This window comes from Microvirgula aerodenitrificans DSM 15089 (assembly GCF_000620105.1).
In the GTDB taxonomy this organism is placed as follows: domain Bacteria; phylum Pseudomonadota; class Gammaproteobacteria; order Burkholderiales; family Aquaspirillaceae; genus Microvirgula; species Microvirgula aerodenitrificans.
Genome location: NZ_JHVK01000013.1, coordinates 100,272 through 116,682, shown reverse-complemented (window position 1 = coordinate 116,682; position 16,411 = coordinate 100,272). Strand labels below are relative to the sequence as shown.

The 16,411-nt window shown below is 63.5% G+C and carries 13 protein-coding genes; 6 read left to right on the top strand and 7 right to left on the bottom strand.

Annotated features, from left to right (window positions below; translation table 11 throughout):
• Nucleotides 1-261, top strand: a 261-nt coding sequence (locus Q352_RS22835; protein ID WP_156952536.1) for an integrase core domain-containing protein, incomplete at its 5' end; no start/stop codon positions are given.
• A 235-nt stretch (nucleotides 262-496) separates the two neighbouring features.
• Here Q352_RS22835 and Q352_RS23405 read toward each other — a convergent pair.
• Genes Q352_RS23405 through Q352_RS0112245 form a run of 3 tightly spaced genes read right to left on the bottom strand, consistent with a single transcriptional unit; the run spans nucleotide 497 to nucleotide 3,639 of the window.
• Nucleotides 497-2,368, bottom strand: a complete 1,872-nt coding sequence (locus Q352_RS23405; RefSeq protein ID WP_156952535.1) for a hypothetical protein — start codon at nucleotides 2,366-2,368, stop codon at nucleotides 497-499.
• Nucleotides 2,289-3,293, bottom strand: a complete 1,005-nt coding sequence (locus tag Q352_RS20900) for a YifB family Mg chelatase-like AAA ATPase (RefSeq protein WP_051528912.1) — start codon at nucleotides 3,291-3,293, stop codon at nucleotides 2,289-2,291. Before Q352_RS20900 ends, Q352_RS23405 begins: the two co-directional genes overlap by 80 nt.
• A 58-nt stretch (nucleotides 3,294-3,351) precedes the next feature.
• Nucleotides 3,352-3,639, bottom strand: a complete 288-nt coding sequence (locus Q352_RS0112245; protein WP_028499599.1) for an accessory factor UbiK family protein — start codon at nucleotides 3,637-3,639, stop codon at nucleotides 3,352-3,354.
• A gap of 302 nt (nucleotides 3,640-3,941) precedes the next feature.
• Between Q352_RS0112245 and glnK the strand changes: the two genes are divergently transcribed.
• Both glnK and Q352_RS0112235 read left to right on the top strand, forming a co-directional pair.
• Nucleotides 3,942-4,280 carry a P-II family nitrogen regulator gene (gene glnK, locus Q352_RS0112240; RefSeq protein ID WP_028499598.1) on the top strand — a complete coding sequence of 113 codons (339 nt, stop codon included), beginning with the start codon at nucleotides 3,942-3,944 and terminating at the stop codon, nucleotides 4,278-4,280.
• Between the two features lie 27 nt (nucleotides 4,281-4,307).
• Nucleotides 4,308-5,705 (top strand): ammonium transporter, encoded by a 1,398-nt coding sequence (locus tag Q352_RS0112235; RefSeq protein ID WP_028499597.1) that lies wholly within the window; start codon nucleotides 4,308-4,310, stop codon nucleotides 5,703-5,705.
• A 72-nt stretch (nucleotides 5,706-5,777) separates the two neighbouring features.
• On the opposite strand, the gene Q352_RS20895 is transcribed toward Q352_RS0112235, so the two are convergent.
• Genes Q352_RS20895 through Q352_RS20890 form a run of 3 tightly spaced genes read right to left on the bottom strand, consistent with a single transcriptional unit; the run spans nucleotide 5,778 to nucleotide 11,506 of the window.
• Complete coding sequence (locus Q352_RS20895; protein WP_156952534.1) at nucleotides 5,778-7,211, bottom strand: efflux transporter outer membrane subunit; 1,434 nt, start codon at nucleotides 7,209-7,211, stop codon at nucleotides 5,778-5,780.
• Nucleotides 7,211-10,390 carry an efflux RND transporter permease subunit gene (locus Q352_RS0112225; RefSeq protein WP_028499596.1) on the bottom strand — a complete coding sequence of 1,060 codons (3,180 nt, stop codon included), beginning with the start codon at nucleotides 10,388-10,390 and terminating at the stop codon, nucleotides 7,211-7,213. Before Q352_RS0112225 ends, Q352_RS20895 begins: the two co-directional genes overlap by 1 nt.
• Before the next feature lie 12 nt (nucleotides 10,391-10,402).
• Nucleotides 10,403-11,506 (bottom strand): efflux RND transporter periplasmic adaptor subunit, encoded by a 1,104-nt coding sequence (locus Q352_RS20890; RefSeq protein WP_244879578.1) that lies wholly within the window; start codon nucleotides 11,504-11,506, stop codon nucleotides 10,403-10,405.
• Nucleotides 11,507-11,891: 385 nt separating this feature from the next.
• Here Q352_RS20890 and Q352_RS0112215 point away from each other — a divergent pair, with 385 nt between their 5' ends.
• Nucleotides 11,892-12,518 carry a TetR family transcriptional regulator gene (locus tag Q352_RS0112215; RefSeq protein WP_028499595.1) on the top strand — a complete coding sequence of 209 codons (627 nt, stop codon included), beginning with the start codon at nucleotides 11,892-11,894 and terminating at the stop codon, nucleotides 12,516-12,518.
• Between the two features lie 297 nt (nucleotides 12,519-12,815).
• Here Q352_RS0112215 and Q352_RS0112210 read toward each other — a convergent pair whose 3' ends face one another.
• Nucleotides 12,816-13,685, bottom strand: coding sequence for an NUDIX hydrolase (locus Q352_RS0112210; RefSeq protein WP_028499594.1), 870 nt, complete (start codon nucleotides 13,683-13,685; stop codon nucleotides 12,816-12,818).
• Nucleotides 13,686-13,939: 254 nt separating this feature from the next.
• Here Q352_RS0112210 and pap point away from each other — a divergent pair, with 254 nt between their 5' ends.
• Together pap and Q352_RS0112200 are read left to right on the top strand one after the other, a co-directional pair.
• Complete coding sequence (gene pap / locus Q352_RS20885) at nucleotides 13,940-15,469, top strand: polyphosphate:AMP phosphotransferase (RefSeq protein ID WP_036386157.1); 1,530 nt, start codon at nucleotides 13,940-13,942, stop codon at nucleotides 15,467-15,469.
• A gap of 7 nt (nucleotides 15,470-15,476) precedes the next feature.
• On the top strand, nucleotides 15,477-16,352 hold the full coding sequence (locus Q352_RS0112200) for a LysR substrate-binding domain-containing protein (protein WP_028499593.1): 876 nt from the start codon (nucleotides 15,477-15,479) through the stop codon (nucleotides 16,350-16,352).
• Nucleotides 16,353-16,411 lie beyond the last annotated feature (59 nt).

Below are 16,411 nucleotides of genomic sequence, written 5' to 3'. Positions count from 1 at the left end.
TGCCGAAGAGGAGTTCGATTGCAATTCATTCGGCCGGGAAAGCCGGTAGACAATGCACATATCGAAAGCTTCAATGGCCGGTTTCGGGAAGAGTGTCTGAACCAGCATGTCTTTCGGAACCTGCATGATGCCAAGCAGAAAATCGAAGCCTGGCGCCAGGATTACAACGCCGCTCGGCCACATAGTGCGCTGGGCTACCTGACCCCGGTCGAATACCGGGAGAAAAACCATCCCCAACCAGTCCTGATTGCTAATTTATGACTGGGATACCGGGCGGGGGAAGGTCAGTTTGACGGCTTCTTCTTTGAATTCTGGGGTAAAACGCTGCGTACTCACGGACATCCTCCCATGCTCAAATCATAGGGCAGGAATGCCTACTGGAGCCGGGGCAGTCCATGAAATGTCCATCTCTGTCTAGGGGAAGCGGGGATGTCATCGGTATTTCCTCTGCCCCCCATCAGGCGTCTGTGACACCGTCTTTGTGCACAAGCTCACCTCAAGCTGGTACGGGAAGCAACTCGTCAATCTTGCTAAGCAGAACCCCACTCCACGACTTCGGATTCAGTTTGGTTGTAGCACTCGCCGATTGCTTATCTTCCCCCTTGGGTTTGGGCACCGAAGGGTGGTTGATACGGTGAATCTGAACCTGCTCAAACAATACTTTCGCCCGCTTATGGTGATCATTCTTAACCCACTTGTTATGTCGATCCGGCCAACGGTTCTGTACTGCAGTGAGCACCAAAAGCTCCGCGAATGTCTTGTCTTCCAGGCGCGAAAAATCATGCTTATAAAGTAGAAGAGTGCACTGGCCGGTTTCTCCAGGCTTCAGCTCCATTTCCATCAGGTAGACATACTCCTCTTCCACTCCAAGCCGCGTCTCCGCCCACACCACTTGACGGGTACGCTCATTACCATCCGGATCAATCACCTTGTGCCAGGTACGTTTCTTGCCGACTTTTTCCGGGAAAACGGCGATCAACTCTCCATTCTGCACTAGGCCATCATTGAGTCGGCGAGTCACTACCTGCCAATCTCGTTTCGCAGTAGCAGCACGCAGATGGCGCAGCATCTCCAGGAACAGTGACAGATCCCGATTGACCTGCGCGACCCGATTCTGGAAAGCACTGACGCCTTGGTTGCCCTCAGCATCGTTCGCATGGCTGCCATCCTCCACCGTGAAGGCATTGACGGGAACCTCAATCTGCGAGCTGGGCCGGTTGCCTCCTCCTACTACGCGAGGGCGGCGGTGCTCAAACTCTACCCCTTCGAAAGCACTGAACTGGTTGGTATAACTGCGGACAACCAGGCGAGCCAAACGCTGATCAGCCGGGAGATCCTCCAGTTCATATTCATCTTCATCATCATCCAGCAGGGGTTTATGCTGTGGCGGCCGGACGCCCCCACCAGCCCCACCAGACGCTCCCGATTCAACAAACGGATCGTCGCTTTCGAGCACCAAACTCGAGAAACCCAGTGAATGGGTACATACGAGGATTTCCATGACAAAGACTGCCCACTGTTGCTGCCCCTCCTTGTTTTTATTGGTCAGGGGCATGCGCTTGCCTGACACATAAAGTTGGGTCGTGTCTGTGAACGGGAAGCCCGCCTTGATTACCAATGGACGTTTACTATCCTCATTCGAGGTAGCGTTATTGGCTTGGGTCGATGCCAGATGTTGATGGGAGGCAAACAGAGAGGACTTGGCCGCTGGCAAGGCGACTGCCCGCGCCAACACCGCTGCTTCCTTGCGATTAAGCTGTTGCTTTACGTGAAGGACTGGGCGTCCATCCTCCATCCGGCACTTGTCCCAATCGACATAACTTTCAAGGCGTCCTTGCAAGGCACCAGATAGCAAACGTGAAGAAACACCGGTATAGAAGCGCAACAATTCAGAAGCGGGGACAACTAACCAGTGGGTCATGCGATCACCCAGTACGGGCAGGATCGCATAAAGGGTTGAAGCCAGTAAGGAACGGTTTTGACCGAAGTTGAGATTAGCGTTCGGTATGACAGTTGATGCCCACTGATCATTCAGTTGGATCGCCTGCTCCAACGTCACCAAACGAACTTGGCTGACGTCGACATGATAGGGGGAGGCAATCGGTTCTGGCCCTGCCACCCGCAGCCCCTCTCGCCAGATTGAACCGACTTTGAACTCGCGTAATGAAGCGGAATGAATTGGCAGTATCAGGGTTGATTCATTGAGAGAGGACTTCCAGTAGGGTTGAACCAGCCCCTCCTCGGTAAGGCCGGAAAAATAAACAGCCGCCCGTCGCCCTAAACGACCACTAACTGCGAGAGGACCAATGCCATCTACTCGCCACAGACCGGGGTGTCGCGCCAAACGCTTGTGAATGAACCGCGCCATTACCCGCTTTCACTAACAAATAGTGGGCAATATTCTCATTTTGCATTGTGCATTTGCAAATATTTTCAGTTCTTACACCGCCACCGACCAGCGCCACGGCGGAGGACGAGTGGTGCGGTGTACGGTACGGGCGGCAGTGAAAGCGCGCGGGATCAAACGGCTGCACCAGCGCATGGACGGCTGCGGTCGCCAGTGCCTCATCGTGGTGCATCGGCGGCAGGATGCCCGGCAGCCGGGCGGCCAGCATCGACTTGCCGGTGCCGGGAGGGCCGCACAGCAGCAGCGAGTGGGTGCCGGCGGCGGCAATTTCCAGTGCCCGCCGCGCTGCACCCTGGCCGCGGACATCTCCGAGGTCCGGATAATCGGGCTGCCCGGCGCCAGCCATCGCGGGCTGGAACGGCGCCAGCGGCGCCCGACCGTCGAAATGGGCGGTCAGGGTTGCCAGCGTATCGGCGGCGATCAGCGCCAGGCCGTCGCCGGCGATGGCCGCCTCGTCGGCGCTGCCGGCCGGCAGCACGAATATCCGTCCGGCGCGACGGGCGGCGCAGGCCATGACCAGTGCGCCACGAATCGGCCGCAGCTCGCCGGTCAGTCCGAGTTCGCCGGCGAATTCATGGCCGTCCAGTGCCGCCGCCGGCAACTGGCCGCTGGCGGCGAGGATGCCGAGCGCGATCGGCAGGTCGAAGCGGCCGGAGGCTTTCGGCAGGTCGGCCGGCGCCAGGTTGACCGTCACCCGCCGGTTGGGAAAGTCGTAGCCGGTGGTCAGCAGTGCCGCGCGAACCCGCTCGCGTGCTTCCTTGACCTCGGTTTCCGGCAGGCCGACCAGCGAGAATGCCGGCAGGCCATTGGCCAGATGAATTTCGACCGCGACTTCCGGCGCGTCGACACCGATCAGGGCGCGGCTGTGCAGTACGGCGGTGCTCATCAAACCTCCGGGCGAAAAAAAACCGGCCTGTGTGGCCGGTGGGGACAGGCAAATCCGCTCAGGAATGACCCTGGCTGGCCTGCTCGTCGACGGCGACCTCGCGCTGGTCGGGGAACAGTTCGGCTTCCAGCCGGGTCACGCGGCTTTCCAGCTCGGCCAGCTTCTCGCGGGTGCGGGCAAGGACTTCCTGCTGCACGTCGAACTCCTCGCGCGTGACCAGATCGAGCCGGGTAAAGGCGGCGCCCATCATCGAGCGCACGTTCTTCTCGATGTCCCTGGCCGGGCTGGCGGCAATGGTTTCACTGATCTTGTTCGACAGTTCGTCGAAGAGCTTCTGGCTCAGCATGGTGTACTCCTGGCAACGGGATGATGTTGCGAGTGTAGCAAATGCCGGCGCCATCGGCGGCGATGCACTAATCTGGTGCGTAGACATATCCCGACTGGCAGACGAGGATGTTCCCGTCATGAGTGCCGGTCAATCGGACGAATCCTAAAACGCTGGCTGATGCGTCAATCCGCTGTATTTGATCGATTTTTCCGCAACCCACCTGTGTTGGCACGAAAGCTGCATCAGCTGCAGTGCAACACGACGGCACCGTGTGTGACCGGTCGCCGTGTCTGATTTCAGCAAATGAGGAAGGAACAGGCATGAAACTGGTATCGGCAATCATCAAGCCGTTCAAGCTCGACGAAGTGCGCGAGGCGCTGTCGGCCATCGGTGTCCAGGGCGTCACCGTCACCGAGGTCAAGGGCTTCGGTCGCCAGAAGGGCCATACCGAGCTCTATCGCGGTGCGGAGTACGTGGTCGACTTTCTGCCCAAGGTCAAGCTGGAGATCGCCGTGCATGACGATCTGCTCGACCGGGTGGTCGAAGCGGTCGAGACCTCGGCCCGGACCGGCAAGATCGGTGACGGCAAGATCTTCGTCTACGACCTCGAACAGGTCGTGCGTATCCGTACCGGCGAGACCGGCGCGCAAGCGGTTTAGGCATTCGAGTTCCGAGGAGAAACCATCATGAAGAAAACGTTGAGCATTCTTGCGCTGATCGGCGTGCTCGGCATCGGTGCTGCGGTGATCATGAAGCAGACACCGGTTGCGACCTCGCCGGTGGCGACCGCCCCGGCGCCGACCACCACCGACAGCGCCGGCAGTGCGCCGGCCACGGCGGCTGATGCCACGGCCACCGCCGCTGTTGCCGCCCCGGTTCCCGAACCGAAGCTGGATACCGGCAACACCGCCTGGATGCTGGTGTCGACCGCGCTGGTGCTGTTCATGACCATTCCCGGCCTGGCGCTGTTCTATGGCGGCATGGTGCGCAAGAAGAACGTGCTGGCCACGCTGATGCAGAGCTTCGCCATCTGCTCGGTGGTGACCGTGCTGTGGTTTGCGTTTGGCTATTCGCTGGCCTTTACGCCGGGGAGCGGCTTTATCGGCGGGCTGGACAAGGCCTTTCTCAATGGCGTGAACATGGATTCGCTGACCGGCACGGCTGGCGCGAACATCCCGGAAACCGTATTCGTCGTGTTCCAGATGACGTTCGCGATCATCACCACGGCGCTGATTACCGGGGCGTTTGCGGAGCGGATGAAGTTCTCGGCCATGCTGGTATTCATGACGCTGTGGCTGTTCGTGGTCTACGTGCCGATCGCCCACTGGGTGTGGGAGCCGACCGGCTGGATGTTCAAGGAGGGCGTGCTCGACTTCGCCGGCGGTACGGTGGTGCACATCAATGCCGGTGTGGCCGGTCTGGTCTGCGCGCTGGTGCTTGGCAAGCGTATCGGCTTCGGCAAGGAAGCCATGCCGCCGCACAACCTGGTACTGACGCTGGTCGGGGCCTCGATGCTGTGGGTAGGCTGGTTCGGTTTCAACGCCGGCTCGGCGCTGGAAGCCAATGGCCGTGCCGGCATGGCCATGCTGGTGACCCAGGTCGCCACCGGTGCCGCTGCCGCTACCTGGATGTTCGTCGAATGGATCTTCAAGAAGAAGCCGTCGGTGCTGGGCATTGCATCCGGTGCCGTGGCGGGTCTGGTGGCGATCACGCCGGCCTCCGGTTTCGTCGACCCGAAGGGCGCGCTGCTGATCGGTCTGGTGGCCGGCGGCGCCTGCTACGTCGGTGCGACGTCGCTGAAGCACTGGCTCGGCTATGACGACTCGCTCGATGCCTTTGGTGTGCATGGTGTCGGCGGCATCATCGGTTCGCTGCTGGTCGGCCCGCTGGCGGTCAAGGCGATCGGCGGTGTGGAAGGCGATCTGATGACGCAGGCGATTGCCACGGTATCGACGGCCGGCTACACGCTGGTGGTGACCTTCATCCTGCTGAAGCTGATCGACATGGCGATGGGCCTGCGGGTCAGCAACGACGAGGAACGCGAAGGCCTGGACGTGACGCTGCACGGCGAGCGGATCGAATAAGCCCTGCTTCCCGGCAAGGCAAAAAAGAACGCCGCGGCATCTGCCGCGGCGTTTTTGTCTGCCTGATGGAAATCAGCCGGCGGGTTTGCCTGCGTCCTGCGGCTGGCTATAACCGCCGCCCAGCGCACGGAACACGCTGATCGCCGCCTGCAGGCGGGCCAGACGGGTGTTGGCCCGGTCCAGCTCGGCACTGAACAGGCTGCGTTCCGAGTCCAGTACGTCGATATAGCTCGAATAGCCGTTGTCGTAGCGCAGGCGGGCCAGGTGGGTGGTGCGGGTATAGGCGGACACCTGGGTGTTTTGCGCCACCAGTTGCTCGGCGGTCTTCTGCTGGGCCACCAGGGCATCGCGGGTATCGCGGAACGCGTTCTGCACCGATTGCTCGTAACTGGCCAGTGCCTGCTTCTGCCGGGCATTGGCGATGTCGACGCCGGCACCGGTCTTGCCCCAGTTGAAGATCGGCATGGTCAGGTCGCCGGCGAACGACCACAGTGCGGCCGGCCCGGTGAACAGGTCGCCCAGCGCCAGGCTGGCGCTGCCCAGTGCGGCGGTCAGGGTGATGTCCGGGAAGTAGGCAGCACGGGCAACGCCGATGCGGGCGTTGGCGGCCACCAGCTGCTGCTCGGCGGCGACCACGTCCGGCCGGCGCAGCAGCAGGTCGGACGGCAGGCCGGATGGCGGCGTCGGCGGCACGTTCAGCGTCGACAGCGCCTTGCCGCGACTGACCTCACCCTGATAGATCTCGCGCGGGCTGGCGCCGATCAGCACCTTCAGTGCGGTTTCCGCCTGCGAGACCAGTTGCTCGTACAGCGGCACCGCGGCGCGCGCCGTGGCGGTTTCCGCCTCGGCCTGGCGATAGTCGAGTTCGGAGATCAGTCCGCCCTCGAAGCGCTTCTTGCGCAGCACCAGCGCGTCTTCACGGCTTTTCAGCGTGCGGCGGGCAATGTCGAGCTGCTCGTCATAAGTGCGCAGCTGGAAGTAGCCGTTGGCCACGCTGGCGGCCACCGTCAGCGCCACCGTGTCGCGGGCGGCCTGCGACGACAGCAGCTCGGCGCGCGAGGCTTCGGTCGCGCGGCGCAGCTTGCCCCACAGATCGAGCTCGTACGAGGCCTGCAGCGAGGCGTTGTACTGCTCGCCGATGACCTTCTGGCCCGGCTGCAGGCCGCTGGACGGCAGCAGGCTGGACGGCTGGCCGCGCTGGCCGCCGGCCGCGCCGTTGAGCTGCGGCAGCAGGTCGGCACGGGTGCTGGTCAGCTGCGCGGCGGCCTCGTCGACACGGGCGATGGCGGCGAGCAGGTCGCGGTTGTAGACACTGGCACGCTGCTCGAAGGCGTCGAGCACCGGATCGTTGAACGCGGTCCACCAGTTCAGGTCGACACGGGCGTCAGGGCGGGCGTCGGCAGCCAGCGACTGCGGCAGGTCCATCGCCGGTCGCTGGTAGTCGGGACCGACCGCGCAGGCGCCGAGCGCCAGCGTGATCAGCGTGGGCAGGAGCAGACGTTTCATCAGGCATGTCCTCCCTGCGAGCCATCCGTGCCGGTCGGCGGGGTGGCGGGCGGCGTAACGGGCTTGTCGCCCTTGAACAGTTTCATGATCAGTACGAAGAACATCGGGATGAAGAAGGTGGCGACGAAGGTTGCCGCCAGCATGCCGCCGATAATGCCGGTGCCGATCGAGTGACGGCTGGCCGCGCCGGCGCCGGACGCGATGGCCAGCGGCACGCAGCCAAGCACGAAGGCCAGCGAGGTCATGATGATCGGGCGGAAACGCAGCCGGGCCGCGTTGACCGCCGCCTGGGCCAGGGTTTCGCCTTCCTCGTGCATGCGCATGACTGCGAACTCGATGATCAGGATGGCATTCTTGGCCGCCAGACCGATCAGTGTCACCAGCGCGATCTGGAAGTACACGTCATTGGCCAGCCCGCGCAGGAAGTTGGCCAGAATGGCACCGAACAGGGCAAACGGCACCGCCATCAGCACCGCCAGCGGCAGCGACCACTTCTCGTACTGCGCGGCCAGGATCAGGAACACCATGATCAGGCCGGCGATGAACACGATCGCCGACGAGCCGCTGGTGGCCTTTTCCTGATACGCCGTGCCGGTCCAGGCCAGCGTGTAGCCGTCCGGCAGCGACTCGGCCGCCACCTGTTCCATGATCTGGATTGCCTGCCCCGAGCTGTAGCCCTGGGCCGGACCGCCCATGACCTTGGCGGCGGAAAACACGTTGAAGCGTTCGGCCACTTCCGTGCCCTTGACCTGTTTGACATTGACCAGCGCGTTGAGCGGAATCATGTCGCCCCTGGTCGAACGCACGTAGACGTTGCGGATGTCCTCCGGTCGCGAGCGGAAGTCGGACTCGGACTGGATCTGCACCCGGAACGGCCGGCCATACTTGTTGAAGTCGTTCACGTAGTAGGCGCCGAACGTGCTCTGCATGGCGGCGAACACGTCATTGATCGGCACCGACAGCGCCTTGGCCTTCTCGCGGTCGAGGTCGAGGTAGATTTGCGGGACGTTGGCCGAGAACAGCGTGTTGATACCGGTCAGCTCGGGCCGCTTGCGTGCCGCGTCGATGAACTTCTTCAGCGCGACTTCCAGATCCTGCGACGTGCCGCCGGTCCGGTCCTGGATATACGCCTCGAAACCGCCGGTGTTCGACATGCCGGAGATCGGCGGCGGGTTGAACGCCATGGTCAGCGAGGTCGGGTCGCCATAAGTGCCCTGCATGATCTCCTTCGCATAGCTGAACGAGTCCTGGCCCTTGTGCTTCTCGCGCTCCTTCCAGTCCTTCAGCGGCAGGAAGGTCACGCCGTTGTAGGTCTTGTAGGTGCCGCCGGTCAGCAGGTCGAGGCCATTGATGGTCACCACATCGGCGGTGGCAGGGTTCTCGCTGGCGATCTTCTGCAGGTTCAGCACCGCCTTTTGCGTGCGCGTCAGCGACGCGCCGTCGGGCAGGAAGGTCTGGGTCAGCACATAACCCTGGTCCTCGTCCGGCACCAGCCCGCCGGGCACGTGGCGGAACAGGCCGAGCGTGACGGCGATGATGCCGGCGAACAGCAGCAGGCCGACCGCCGAGCGCTTGAGCAGGAACGACACGCCGCCGGTGTAGCGACCGGTAGCTTTCTCGAAGAAATCGTTGAACCAGCTGAAGAAGCGGTTCGGCTTCTTGCTGTGGTCATGATCCTTCAGCAACAGGGCGCACAGCGCCGGCGTCAGCGTCAGTGCCACGATGCCGGAGATCACCACCGAGATGGCAATGGTCACGGCGAACTGCTTGTACATCTGGCCGGCGAGGCCGCCGAGGAAGCTGACCGGGATGAACACCGAACACAGCACCAGCACGATGGCGACCACCGGGCCGGTCACCTCCTGCATGGCCTTGATCGCGGCATCGGTTGGCGACAGGTGTTCGGTCCGCATCAGCCGCTCGACGTTTTCCAGCACCACGATCGCGTCGTCGACCACGATGCCGATGGCCAGCACCATGCCGAACAGTGTCAGGGTATTGATCGAGAAACCGAGCAGATACATGCCGGCAAAGGTACCGACGATGGACACCGGCACCGCCAGGCACGGGATCAGTGTTGCCCGCCAGTTCTGCAGGAACAGGTAGACGACCAGGAACACCAGCACCATCGCCTCGAACAGCGTGTGCACCACTTCCTCGATCGACACCTTGATGAACTTGGTGGTGTCGTACGGCACCTTGTAGGTGATGCCTTCCGGGAAGCGGCCGGACAGTTCCTTCAGCTTGGCCTGGACCGCGTCGGACACGGCGATCTGGTTCGCGCCCGGGGCCAGGTACACGCCGAACAGCGTGGCCGGCTTGCCGTTGAGGAAGGTCTGCGAGTAGTAGTCCTTGGCGCCCAGCTCGATGCGGGCGATATCCTTCAGCCTGATCTTCGAGCCGTCGGGGTTCGAGCGGACGATGATCTGGCCGAATTCCTCAGGGGTTTCCAGCCGCCCCTTGGCGGTCACGGTATAGGTGAAGTCGACCGGCTTGCCGCTGGTCGGTTCCGCGCCGACCTTGCCGGCGGCGAACTGCGCGTTCTGTTCGTTGATGGCGCTGGAAATGTCGGCCGGCGTCAGCTTCAGCTGGGCCAGGCGGTCAGGCCGGATCCAGACCCGCATCGAGTAGTCGCTCGCGCCGAAGATCGACGCGTCGCCGACCCCCGGAATGCGCTTGATGTCGTCGATGATGTTCACCAGCGTGTAGTTGCTGATGTAGGTCTGGCTGAAGCGGTCCTCGGGGGAATAGATCGCCGGCACCATCAGGATGGTCGACGACTTCTTCTGCACCGTGACCCCCTGGCGCGTGACTTCCTGCGGCAGTTGCGCCATGGCGGCCTGCACGCGGTTGTTCACGTTGATGGTGTTCTGGTCCGGGTCGGTGCCGATGGCGAAGGTGACGGTGATGGTCAGCGAGCCGTTGGACGCACTGGCCGACTGCAGATACAGCATGTTGTCCACGCCGTTGATCTGCGTTTCGAGCGGCGCGGCCACCGACTTGGCGATGGTTTCCGCCGATGCGCCCGGATAGCTGGTGGTCACCGACACCTGCGGCGGCACGATATTCGGATACTGCGCGATCGGCAGTGCCTTGATGGCGGCAATCCCGGCCAGCATGATGATGATCGAGATCACGCTGGCAAAGATGGGCCGCCGGATGAAGAACGCTGAAAACATGGAGGCTCCCGCTTAGTTGGCCGGTTTCTTCTCGTTGCCGGCGGCCGGTGCGGCGGCCGTTCCGGTCGCCGGCGGGAGTGCCGCGGGCTTGCCGTCGGTTCTGGCGGGCAGGATCTTCACCGGCTGGCCGGGCTTGGCCTTGACCGCGCCGTCGACAATGACGGTGTCGCCACTCTTCAGCCCCTTGAGAATGGCGACGTTGTCGCCGATCTCCTGGCCTTTTTCCACCGGGCGCGGTGCCGCCTTGCCATCAGGTGTCACGGTAAAGACGATGTTGCCCTGCTGGGTCGACAGGACCGCCCGCTGCGGAATCACGATGGCGTCCTTCAGGTGCGCGCCTTCGAGGTGAACGCGGACGAACTGGCCGGGCAGCAGATGGCCGTCGGGGTTCTTGAACGTGGCCCGGGCGCGGATGGTGCCGGTGGTGGTGTCGATGATGTTGTCGGTGAAGTTCATCCAGCCGGTGCGCGAGTAATTGCTGCCATCGGACAACTGGACCGTCACCTGGTACTTCTCGCCCTGTGGCACGACGAGCTGGCCGTTGGCGATCTGGGTGCGGTAGCGCAGCGCATCATTGTCCGAGATCGAGAAATTCACATAGATCGGATCGATCTGCGACACCGTGGTCAGCAGGCTGCCTTCGGCCGAGTTGGCAACAATCAGGTTGCCTTCGCTGACCGTTTCCTTGCTGGCCATGCCGGTGATCGGTGCGGTGACTTTGGTGTAGCCGAGGTTGATCTGGTCCTGCGACAGCTTGGCCTGCGCCTGGTTGACCGCGGCCTTGGCCGACTCGTAGGCCGACAGTGCATCGTCCCGGTCCTTCTGGCTGACGGCATTTTCGGCGAACAGCGGCACAATGCGCTTGTAGTCGAGCTCGGCACGGGTCAGCTGCGCCTTCTGCACGGCCAGCGCCGCACGGGACTGGTCGACCTCGGTCACGAACGGCGCCGGGTCGATCTGGAACAGTGGTTCGCCGGCCTTGACCAGCCGGCCCTCAGTGTACAGTCGCTTCTGCAGGATGCCGCCGACGCGGGCGCGGACTTCGACATCGCGGAAGCCGGCGACCTGGCCGATAAACTCGTAAGAGACCGGTACATCCTGCGCTGTTGCCTTCATGACCGAGACCGGTGCCGGCGGCGGCGCAGGGGGGGCATTGTCTTTGGCGCCACATGCGGCGAGCATGAGTGCGAGGGGGAGGAGCAGGGCAGCGTGAGTTGTATGTCTGATGGGCTTCACTTGAACCTCGTCGGGGAAACTCCGCGCCACGACAGACTGCGCACGCGGACCTTTTGAAATTGGGTACTGCACTCAAGTGCGGGCAGCGAGTTTGAGTATGATGCCGGGCACGCAGCTTCACTATAAAAACAAGCTGTCGCCAGTGATAGTGAAAGTTGGCGATTTACTCTTGTTTTAAAAAGATGTTCACAGGCAATATCGGGTTATCATACATTCTTGACTGGATGTTAATGCGGCAGTTTACGGATTTTGTTGAAGATACGCTATGAGAAGAACCAAAGAAGATGCGGCGCTGACCCGCGAGAGCCTGCTGGATGCAGCAGAACGGCTGTTCTCCGAGAAGGGCGTGTCACGCACCTCGCTGGCGGATATCGCCGGCGCGGCCGGGGTCACGCGGGGGGCCATCTACTGGCATTTCAAGAACAAGGCCGAGGTGTTCGTCGCCATGCACGCCCGCTTGCGCGAGCCGGTCGACGCGGTGTTCCAGAAACTGATCGTCGCCGGCAGTGGCGATCCGATCCGGCGCGTGCGTGACTATTACGTGTACGTGCTGGAGGAAACCACCCGTTCCGAACGCCGGCGCCGGCTGCTGGACATCCTGACCCACAAGGCCGAGTACGTCGACGAACTGAAACCGGCGATTGACGACATTCATGGCGTCCACAAGCGGGTGAGCGAGGCGATCGCGCAGATCTTCGTCGAGGCGAAAGCCGTCGGGGTGCTGCGTGCCGACGTGGACCCGGAACTGGCGGCGGAAACCCTGCGCTTCACCGTACACGGCGCGCTGTCGATCTGGCTGCTGTGGCCGGAGCGCTACCCGCTGGCCGAACGGGCCGGGCCGCTGATCGACCAGATTCTGAACGGGATCCTGGTCAAGCCGCTGAACGACTGACCTGGGCCCGGGATCGGGCATCGGCTGCCGTCAGGCACGCTGGCCGGGCCCGTCCGGCCGGCCATCCGCTGCCGCAGCGGGCCGCCCTGCGCGCCCATGCCCGTGCGTACCGTGCGGGCAAAAAAAATCCCCCGGCTCGCTAGGGCGTGGGGGAAAGCACGAGGAAGAAACACCTTACTAGTGGTGCTGACGCGGGCAAAACGCGCAGCACGTGGAGCCATAATAGGTGCAGCTTCCTGACGTATTCCAATCACAAATCCTGATACCCCCCCATCACATTCACTGATGGGGTCGGGCTCAGGCCAGCAACGGCGAGGTCGAGCCCTTGATCGGCAGCAGCGCGGCGACGATGCGCGCGCTGCTGGCACCGAGCGCGCGGTTGCGTGCCAGGCAGTCGAGGGCGACCAGCGCGGCGTCGGCCATGAAGCGGCCGTCGACGATGGCCTTGACCACTTCCGGTGGCGACATCAGCACGAACTCGCTCATCTCGCCGTCCTGGTTACAGGGTACGGTGCCTTCATCGAGCCACAGGTCGTAGGTATGCAGCCACTCGCGGTGCAGACCGCGCGCGACCCGGCGCTGGGCGAACACCCGGCCGGCTGACGACAGCTCGCGCACGGCCGCGGCCGGCATGCCGGCTTCCTCCCAGCTTTCGCGCTCCAGCGCGGCGAGCAGCGATTCGCCGGCGGCCACGCCACCCCCGGTCAGGTTGTCCAGCTTGTCCGGCTCGACCGACTTGTGCGGACTGCGGCGGCCGATCCACATCTTCAGCGAGCCGTCGGCCTGGCGAACCAGTCCGTTGACGTGGACGGCGCGGCTGATCAGACCCAGTGGCCGGAACGCCGCGCGTTCCAGCTCGAACAGTGGCGTGCCGTCCTGGGCGAAGGCGGTGAAGTTCTCGCCGCGCCAGCCGCTCAGACGACCACTGTCGCGCCAGCCGCGCGCAATGCGCATCAGCACGGCGCTGATGTCGTTGTAGCGGTCGAGGGCCGGGGCCAGAACGACCCGGGCACCGTCGTCCTGGAACTCCGCATGCGAGACGACCTGCGCCTTCCAGTCCGGGTTCAGCAAGCCGATTTCCCGGCCCGCAATCACCAGCGGGGTCAGGTCGGCGCTATCGAGTCGGCTGGCAGCATCAAGCAGGCCAAGCAGGGCGGCGATGTGCATTTGATCCTCTTGCAATCCGCCGCGAAAGGGGCGCGGCTTTATGAAGAAAGGCGGCAACATAACCTATTTTCAGGCCATGCAAAACCATTGCGTGCGGTGCTTTCGGCATGATGGCTAATAGCTGTTCCTGCAATTGCTGTCGCGACCCCCCTGTCATGACCTGATGGCGGGAACGGGCGACATGCTGCTTGACGCAGGGGGCTGGCGACCGTTCAATAGCCGCATTGTCGCCAATGTCATAGCGTGGAGTAAGCATGTTCGAGTCAGCCGAGCTGGGTCATCACCTGGGGCGCGAGGCGTATGAAGCCGAAGTGTCGGAATTGCGGGAAGCCCTGCTGGATGCGCAGCACGAGCTGAAAGAACGGGCGGCCGGACCGGTGATCATCCTGATCAACGGCATGGACGGCGCCGGTCGCAGCGAGACGCTGGCCCAGATCGACGCCTGGCTCGATCCCCGGCTGGTGCCGGTCTACGCACAGACGGCGATGTTCGCCGATCCGGTCGATGAAGCGACCGGCCGGCCCTGGCTGTGGCGCTACTGGAATGCGCTGCCGCCGCGCGGGCAGATCGGCGTCTACTTTGGCAGCTGGTATTCCGACGTGCTGTTCGGCCGCGTGTATGGCCAGACCACTGAGCAGCAGGCGCTGCAGGCGCTGGCCGAGACACTGATGTTCGAAAAGCAGCTGGCTGCCGAGGGCGCCAGCATCGTCAAGTTCTGGCTGCACCTGTCCAAGGCCGACCAGAAAAACCGGCTGAAGTCGCTGGAAAAGGACCCGGCCACGCGCTGGCGGGTCAGCGAACGCGACTGGCAGCACGTAAAGGATTACGACGCCATCCGTGCCGAGGCCGAGCGGATGCTGCGCGCGACCAGCATTGCCGAATCGCCGTGGGTGGTGGTCGAGGGACTGAATGCCCGCTACCGCGAAATCACCGTCGGTCGCACGCTGCTGAACATGTTGAAGGCCGGGCTGGAACACAATGCCAAGCCGGTCGTCCACGACGATACCCCGCCGTTGCTGCCACCGGTCGACGGCGTGATGCTGCTCGACACGCTGCAGCTCGACCAGCCGCTGGACAAGAGTGAATACAAGGCACGGCTGGCCGAACTGCAGAGCCGGCTGGCGCAGCTGACCCGGGAAGCGGCGTTCGCCAACCATTCGCTGCTGATCGCCTTCGAGGGCAATGATGCCGCCGGCAAGGGCGGGGCGATCCGCCGGCTGGCGATGGCGCTGGATGCCCGCCGCTACCGGATCATCCCGGTCGCCGCACCGACCGAGGAAGAACGCGCGAAGCCGTGGCTGTGGCGCTTCTGGCGCCATGTGCCGAAGCGTGGCGGCATCTCGATCTTCGACCGCACCTGGTATGGCCGCGTGCTGGTCGAACGGGTCGAGGGCTTCTGCCGCGAGGTCGACTGGATGCGCGCCTACAACGAGATCAACGACTTCGAACGCCAGTTGCATGCCGCCGGTGCGATCGTGGTCAAGTTCTGGCTGACCATTTCCAAGGAAGAGCAGCTGGCCCGCTTCAAGGCCCGCGAGGAAACCGGCTTCAAGCGCTTCAAGATCACCGATGAAGACTGGCGCAACCGTGACAAGTGGGACGACTACAAGCTGGCGGTCTGCGACATGATCGACCGCACCAGTACCCATCATTCGCCGTGGACGCTGGTCGAAGCCAACAACAAGTACTACGCACGCATCAAGGTGCTGGAAACCGTCTGCGCCGCCATCGAGAAGCGGCTGGCGGAAGGCGCCAAGGGCAGCAAGAAGGGCAAGCTGGCCTGATCCTGCCATGAGCGATGGCCTGCCGCCCCTGCACACCCTGCCTGCCTTTGCCGCTGCGGCGCGGCTGGGCAGCTTCCAGGATGCCGCCGCGCAACTGGCGCTGACGCCGTCGGCGGTCAGCCACCGCATTCGTGTGCTGGAAACCCATCTCGGCCAGGCGCTGTTCGTGCGGGGGCACCGTCAGGTGCGGCTGACCGAGGCCGGCCAGCGCTATCTGGCGGGGGTGGCGCCGGCGCTGGAAGCGCTGTCGGCGGCGACGTCCGCGCTGTCACCGCGTCCGCTGCGCCGCCTGCGGCTGTCGGTGGCACCGGCACTGGGCGGCAAATGGCTGGTCGGCCAGCTGGCGGCCTGGCAGACGCAATATCCCGATATCGAGCTGGAACTCACTACCTCCATCGACCTGGCACCGCTGCTGAATGGCGAGGCCGATCTCGCGCTGCGTTTCGGCGAGGAAGACTGGCCGGGCTTCGATGCCTGGAAGCTGTTCGATGCGACCGTGTTCCCGGTCTGCAGTCCGGCGCTGTTCAATACCCTGGACGGCCTGCCCGATCCGTCCGCCCTGCTGCATACCCGCCTGCTGCGCCACCCGCTGCTGTCATGGTCGCGCTGGTTCGCCGCCGCCGGCCTGAGCGTGCCCGAGCCTGAACGCGGGCCGAGATTCAACGATGCCCTGCTGATGCTGGAGGCTGCCGTGGCCGGGCAGGGCGTGGCGCTGATGGTCGACGCGCTGGCGGCGCCGTATCTGGACAGCGGCGCCCTGGTCCGCCCGCTGCCATGCGCGTGCCCGGACCGGGCCTTCTACGCGGTGGCGCTGCCACGCGGCCATGCGCAGCCGTGGATCACCGACTTCATTCGCTGGCTGGTCCACCGCGCCCGCGGCTGACCCTTTCCCGGTCTGGTTTCGCTTCGGATGAAAATGATTCATCTGCGAGCGGAAACTTT

What these genes read in the sequence shown, in the direction of transcription:
- Q352_RS20890 (WP_244879578.1), bottom strand. Translation starts at nt 11,506, where the DNA reads ATGAAGGCAACAGCGCAGGATGTACCGGTCTCTTACGAGTTTATCGGC.
- Q352_RS0112215 (WP_028499595.1), top strand. Translation starts at nt 11,892, where the DNA reads ATGAGAAGAACCAAAGAAGATGCGGCGCTGACCCGCGAGAGCCTGCTG.
- Q352_RS23405 (WP_156952535.1), bottom strand. Translation starts at nt 2,368, where the DNA reads ATGGCGCGGTTCATTCACAAGCGTTTGGCGCGACACCCCGGTCTGTGG.
- Q352_RS20895 (WP_156952534.1), bottom strand. Translation starts at nt 7,211, where the DNA reads ATGAAACGTCTGCTCCTGCCCACGCTGATCACGCTGGCGCTCGGCGCC.
- Q352_RS20900 (WP_051528912.1), bottom strand. Translation starts at nt 3,293, where the DNA reads ATGAGCACCGCCGTACTGCACAGCCGCGCCCTGATCGGTGTCGACGCG.
- glnK (WP_028499598.1), top strand. Translation starts at nt 3,942, where the DNA reads ATGAAACTGGTATCGGCAATCATCAAGCCGTTCAAGCTCGACGAAGTG.
- pap (WP_036386157.1), top strand. Translation starts at nt 13,940, where the DNA reads ATGTTCGAGTCAGCCGAGCTGGGTCATCACCTGGGGCGCGAGGCGTAT.
- Q352_RS0112245 (WP_028499599.1), bottom strand. Translation starts at nt 3,639, where the DNA reads ATGCTGAGCCAGAAGCTCTTCGACGAACTGTCGAACAAGATCAGTGAA.
- Q352_RS0112200 (WP_028499593.1), top strand. Translation starts at nt 15,477, where the DNA reads ATGAGCGATGGCCTGCCGCCCCTGCACACCCTGCCTGCCTTTGCCGCT.
- Q352_RS0112235 (WP_028499597.1), top strand. Translation starts at nt 4,308, where the DNA reads ATGAAGAAAACGTTGAGCATTCTTGCGCTGATCGGCGTGCTCGGCATC.
- Q352_RS0112210 (WP_028499594.1), bottom strand. Translation starts at nt 13,685, where the DNA reads ATGCACATCGCCGCCCTGCTTGGCCTGCTTGATGCTGCCAGCCGACTC.
- Q352_RS0112225 (WP_028499596.1), bottom strand. Translation starts at nt 10,390, where the DNA reads ATGTTTTCAGCGTTCTTCATCCGGCGGCCCATCTTTGCCAGCGTGATC.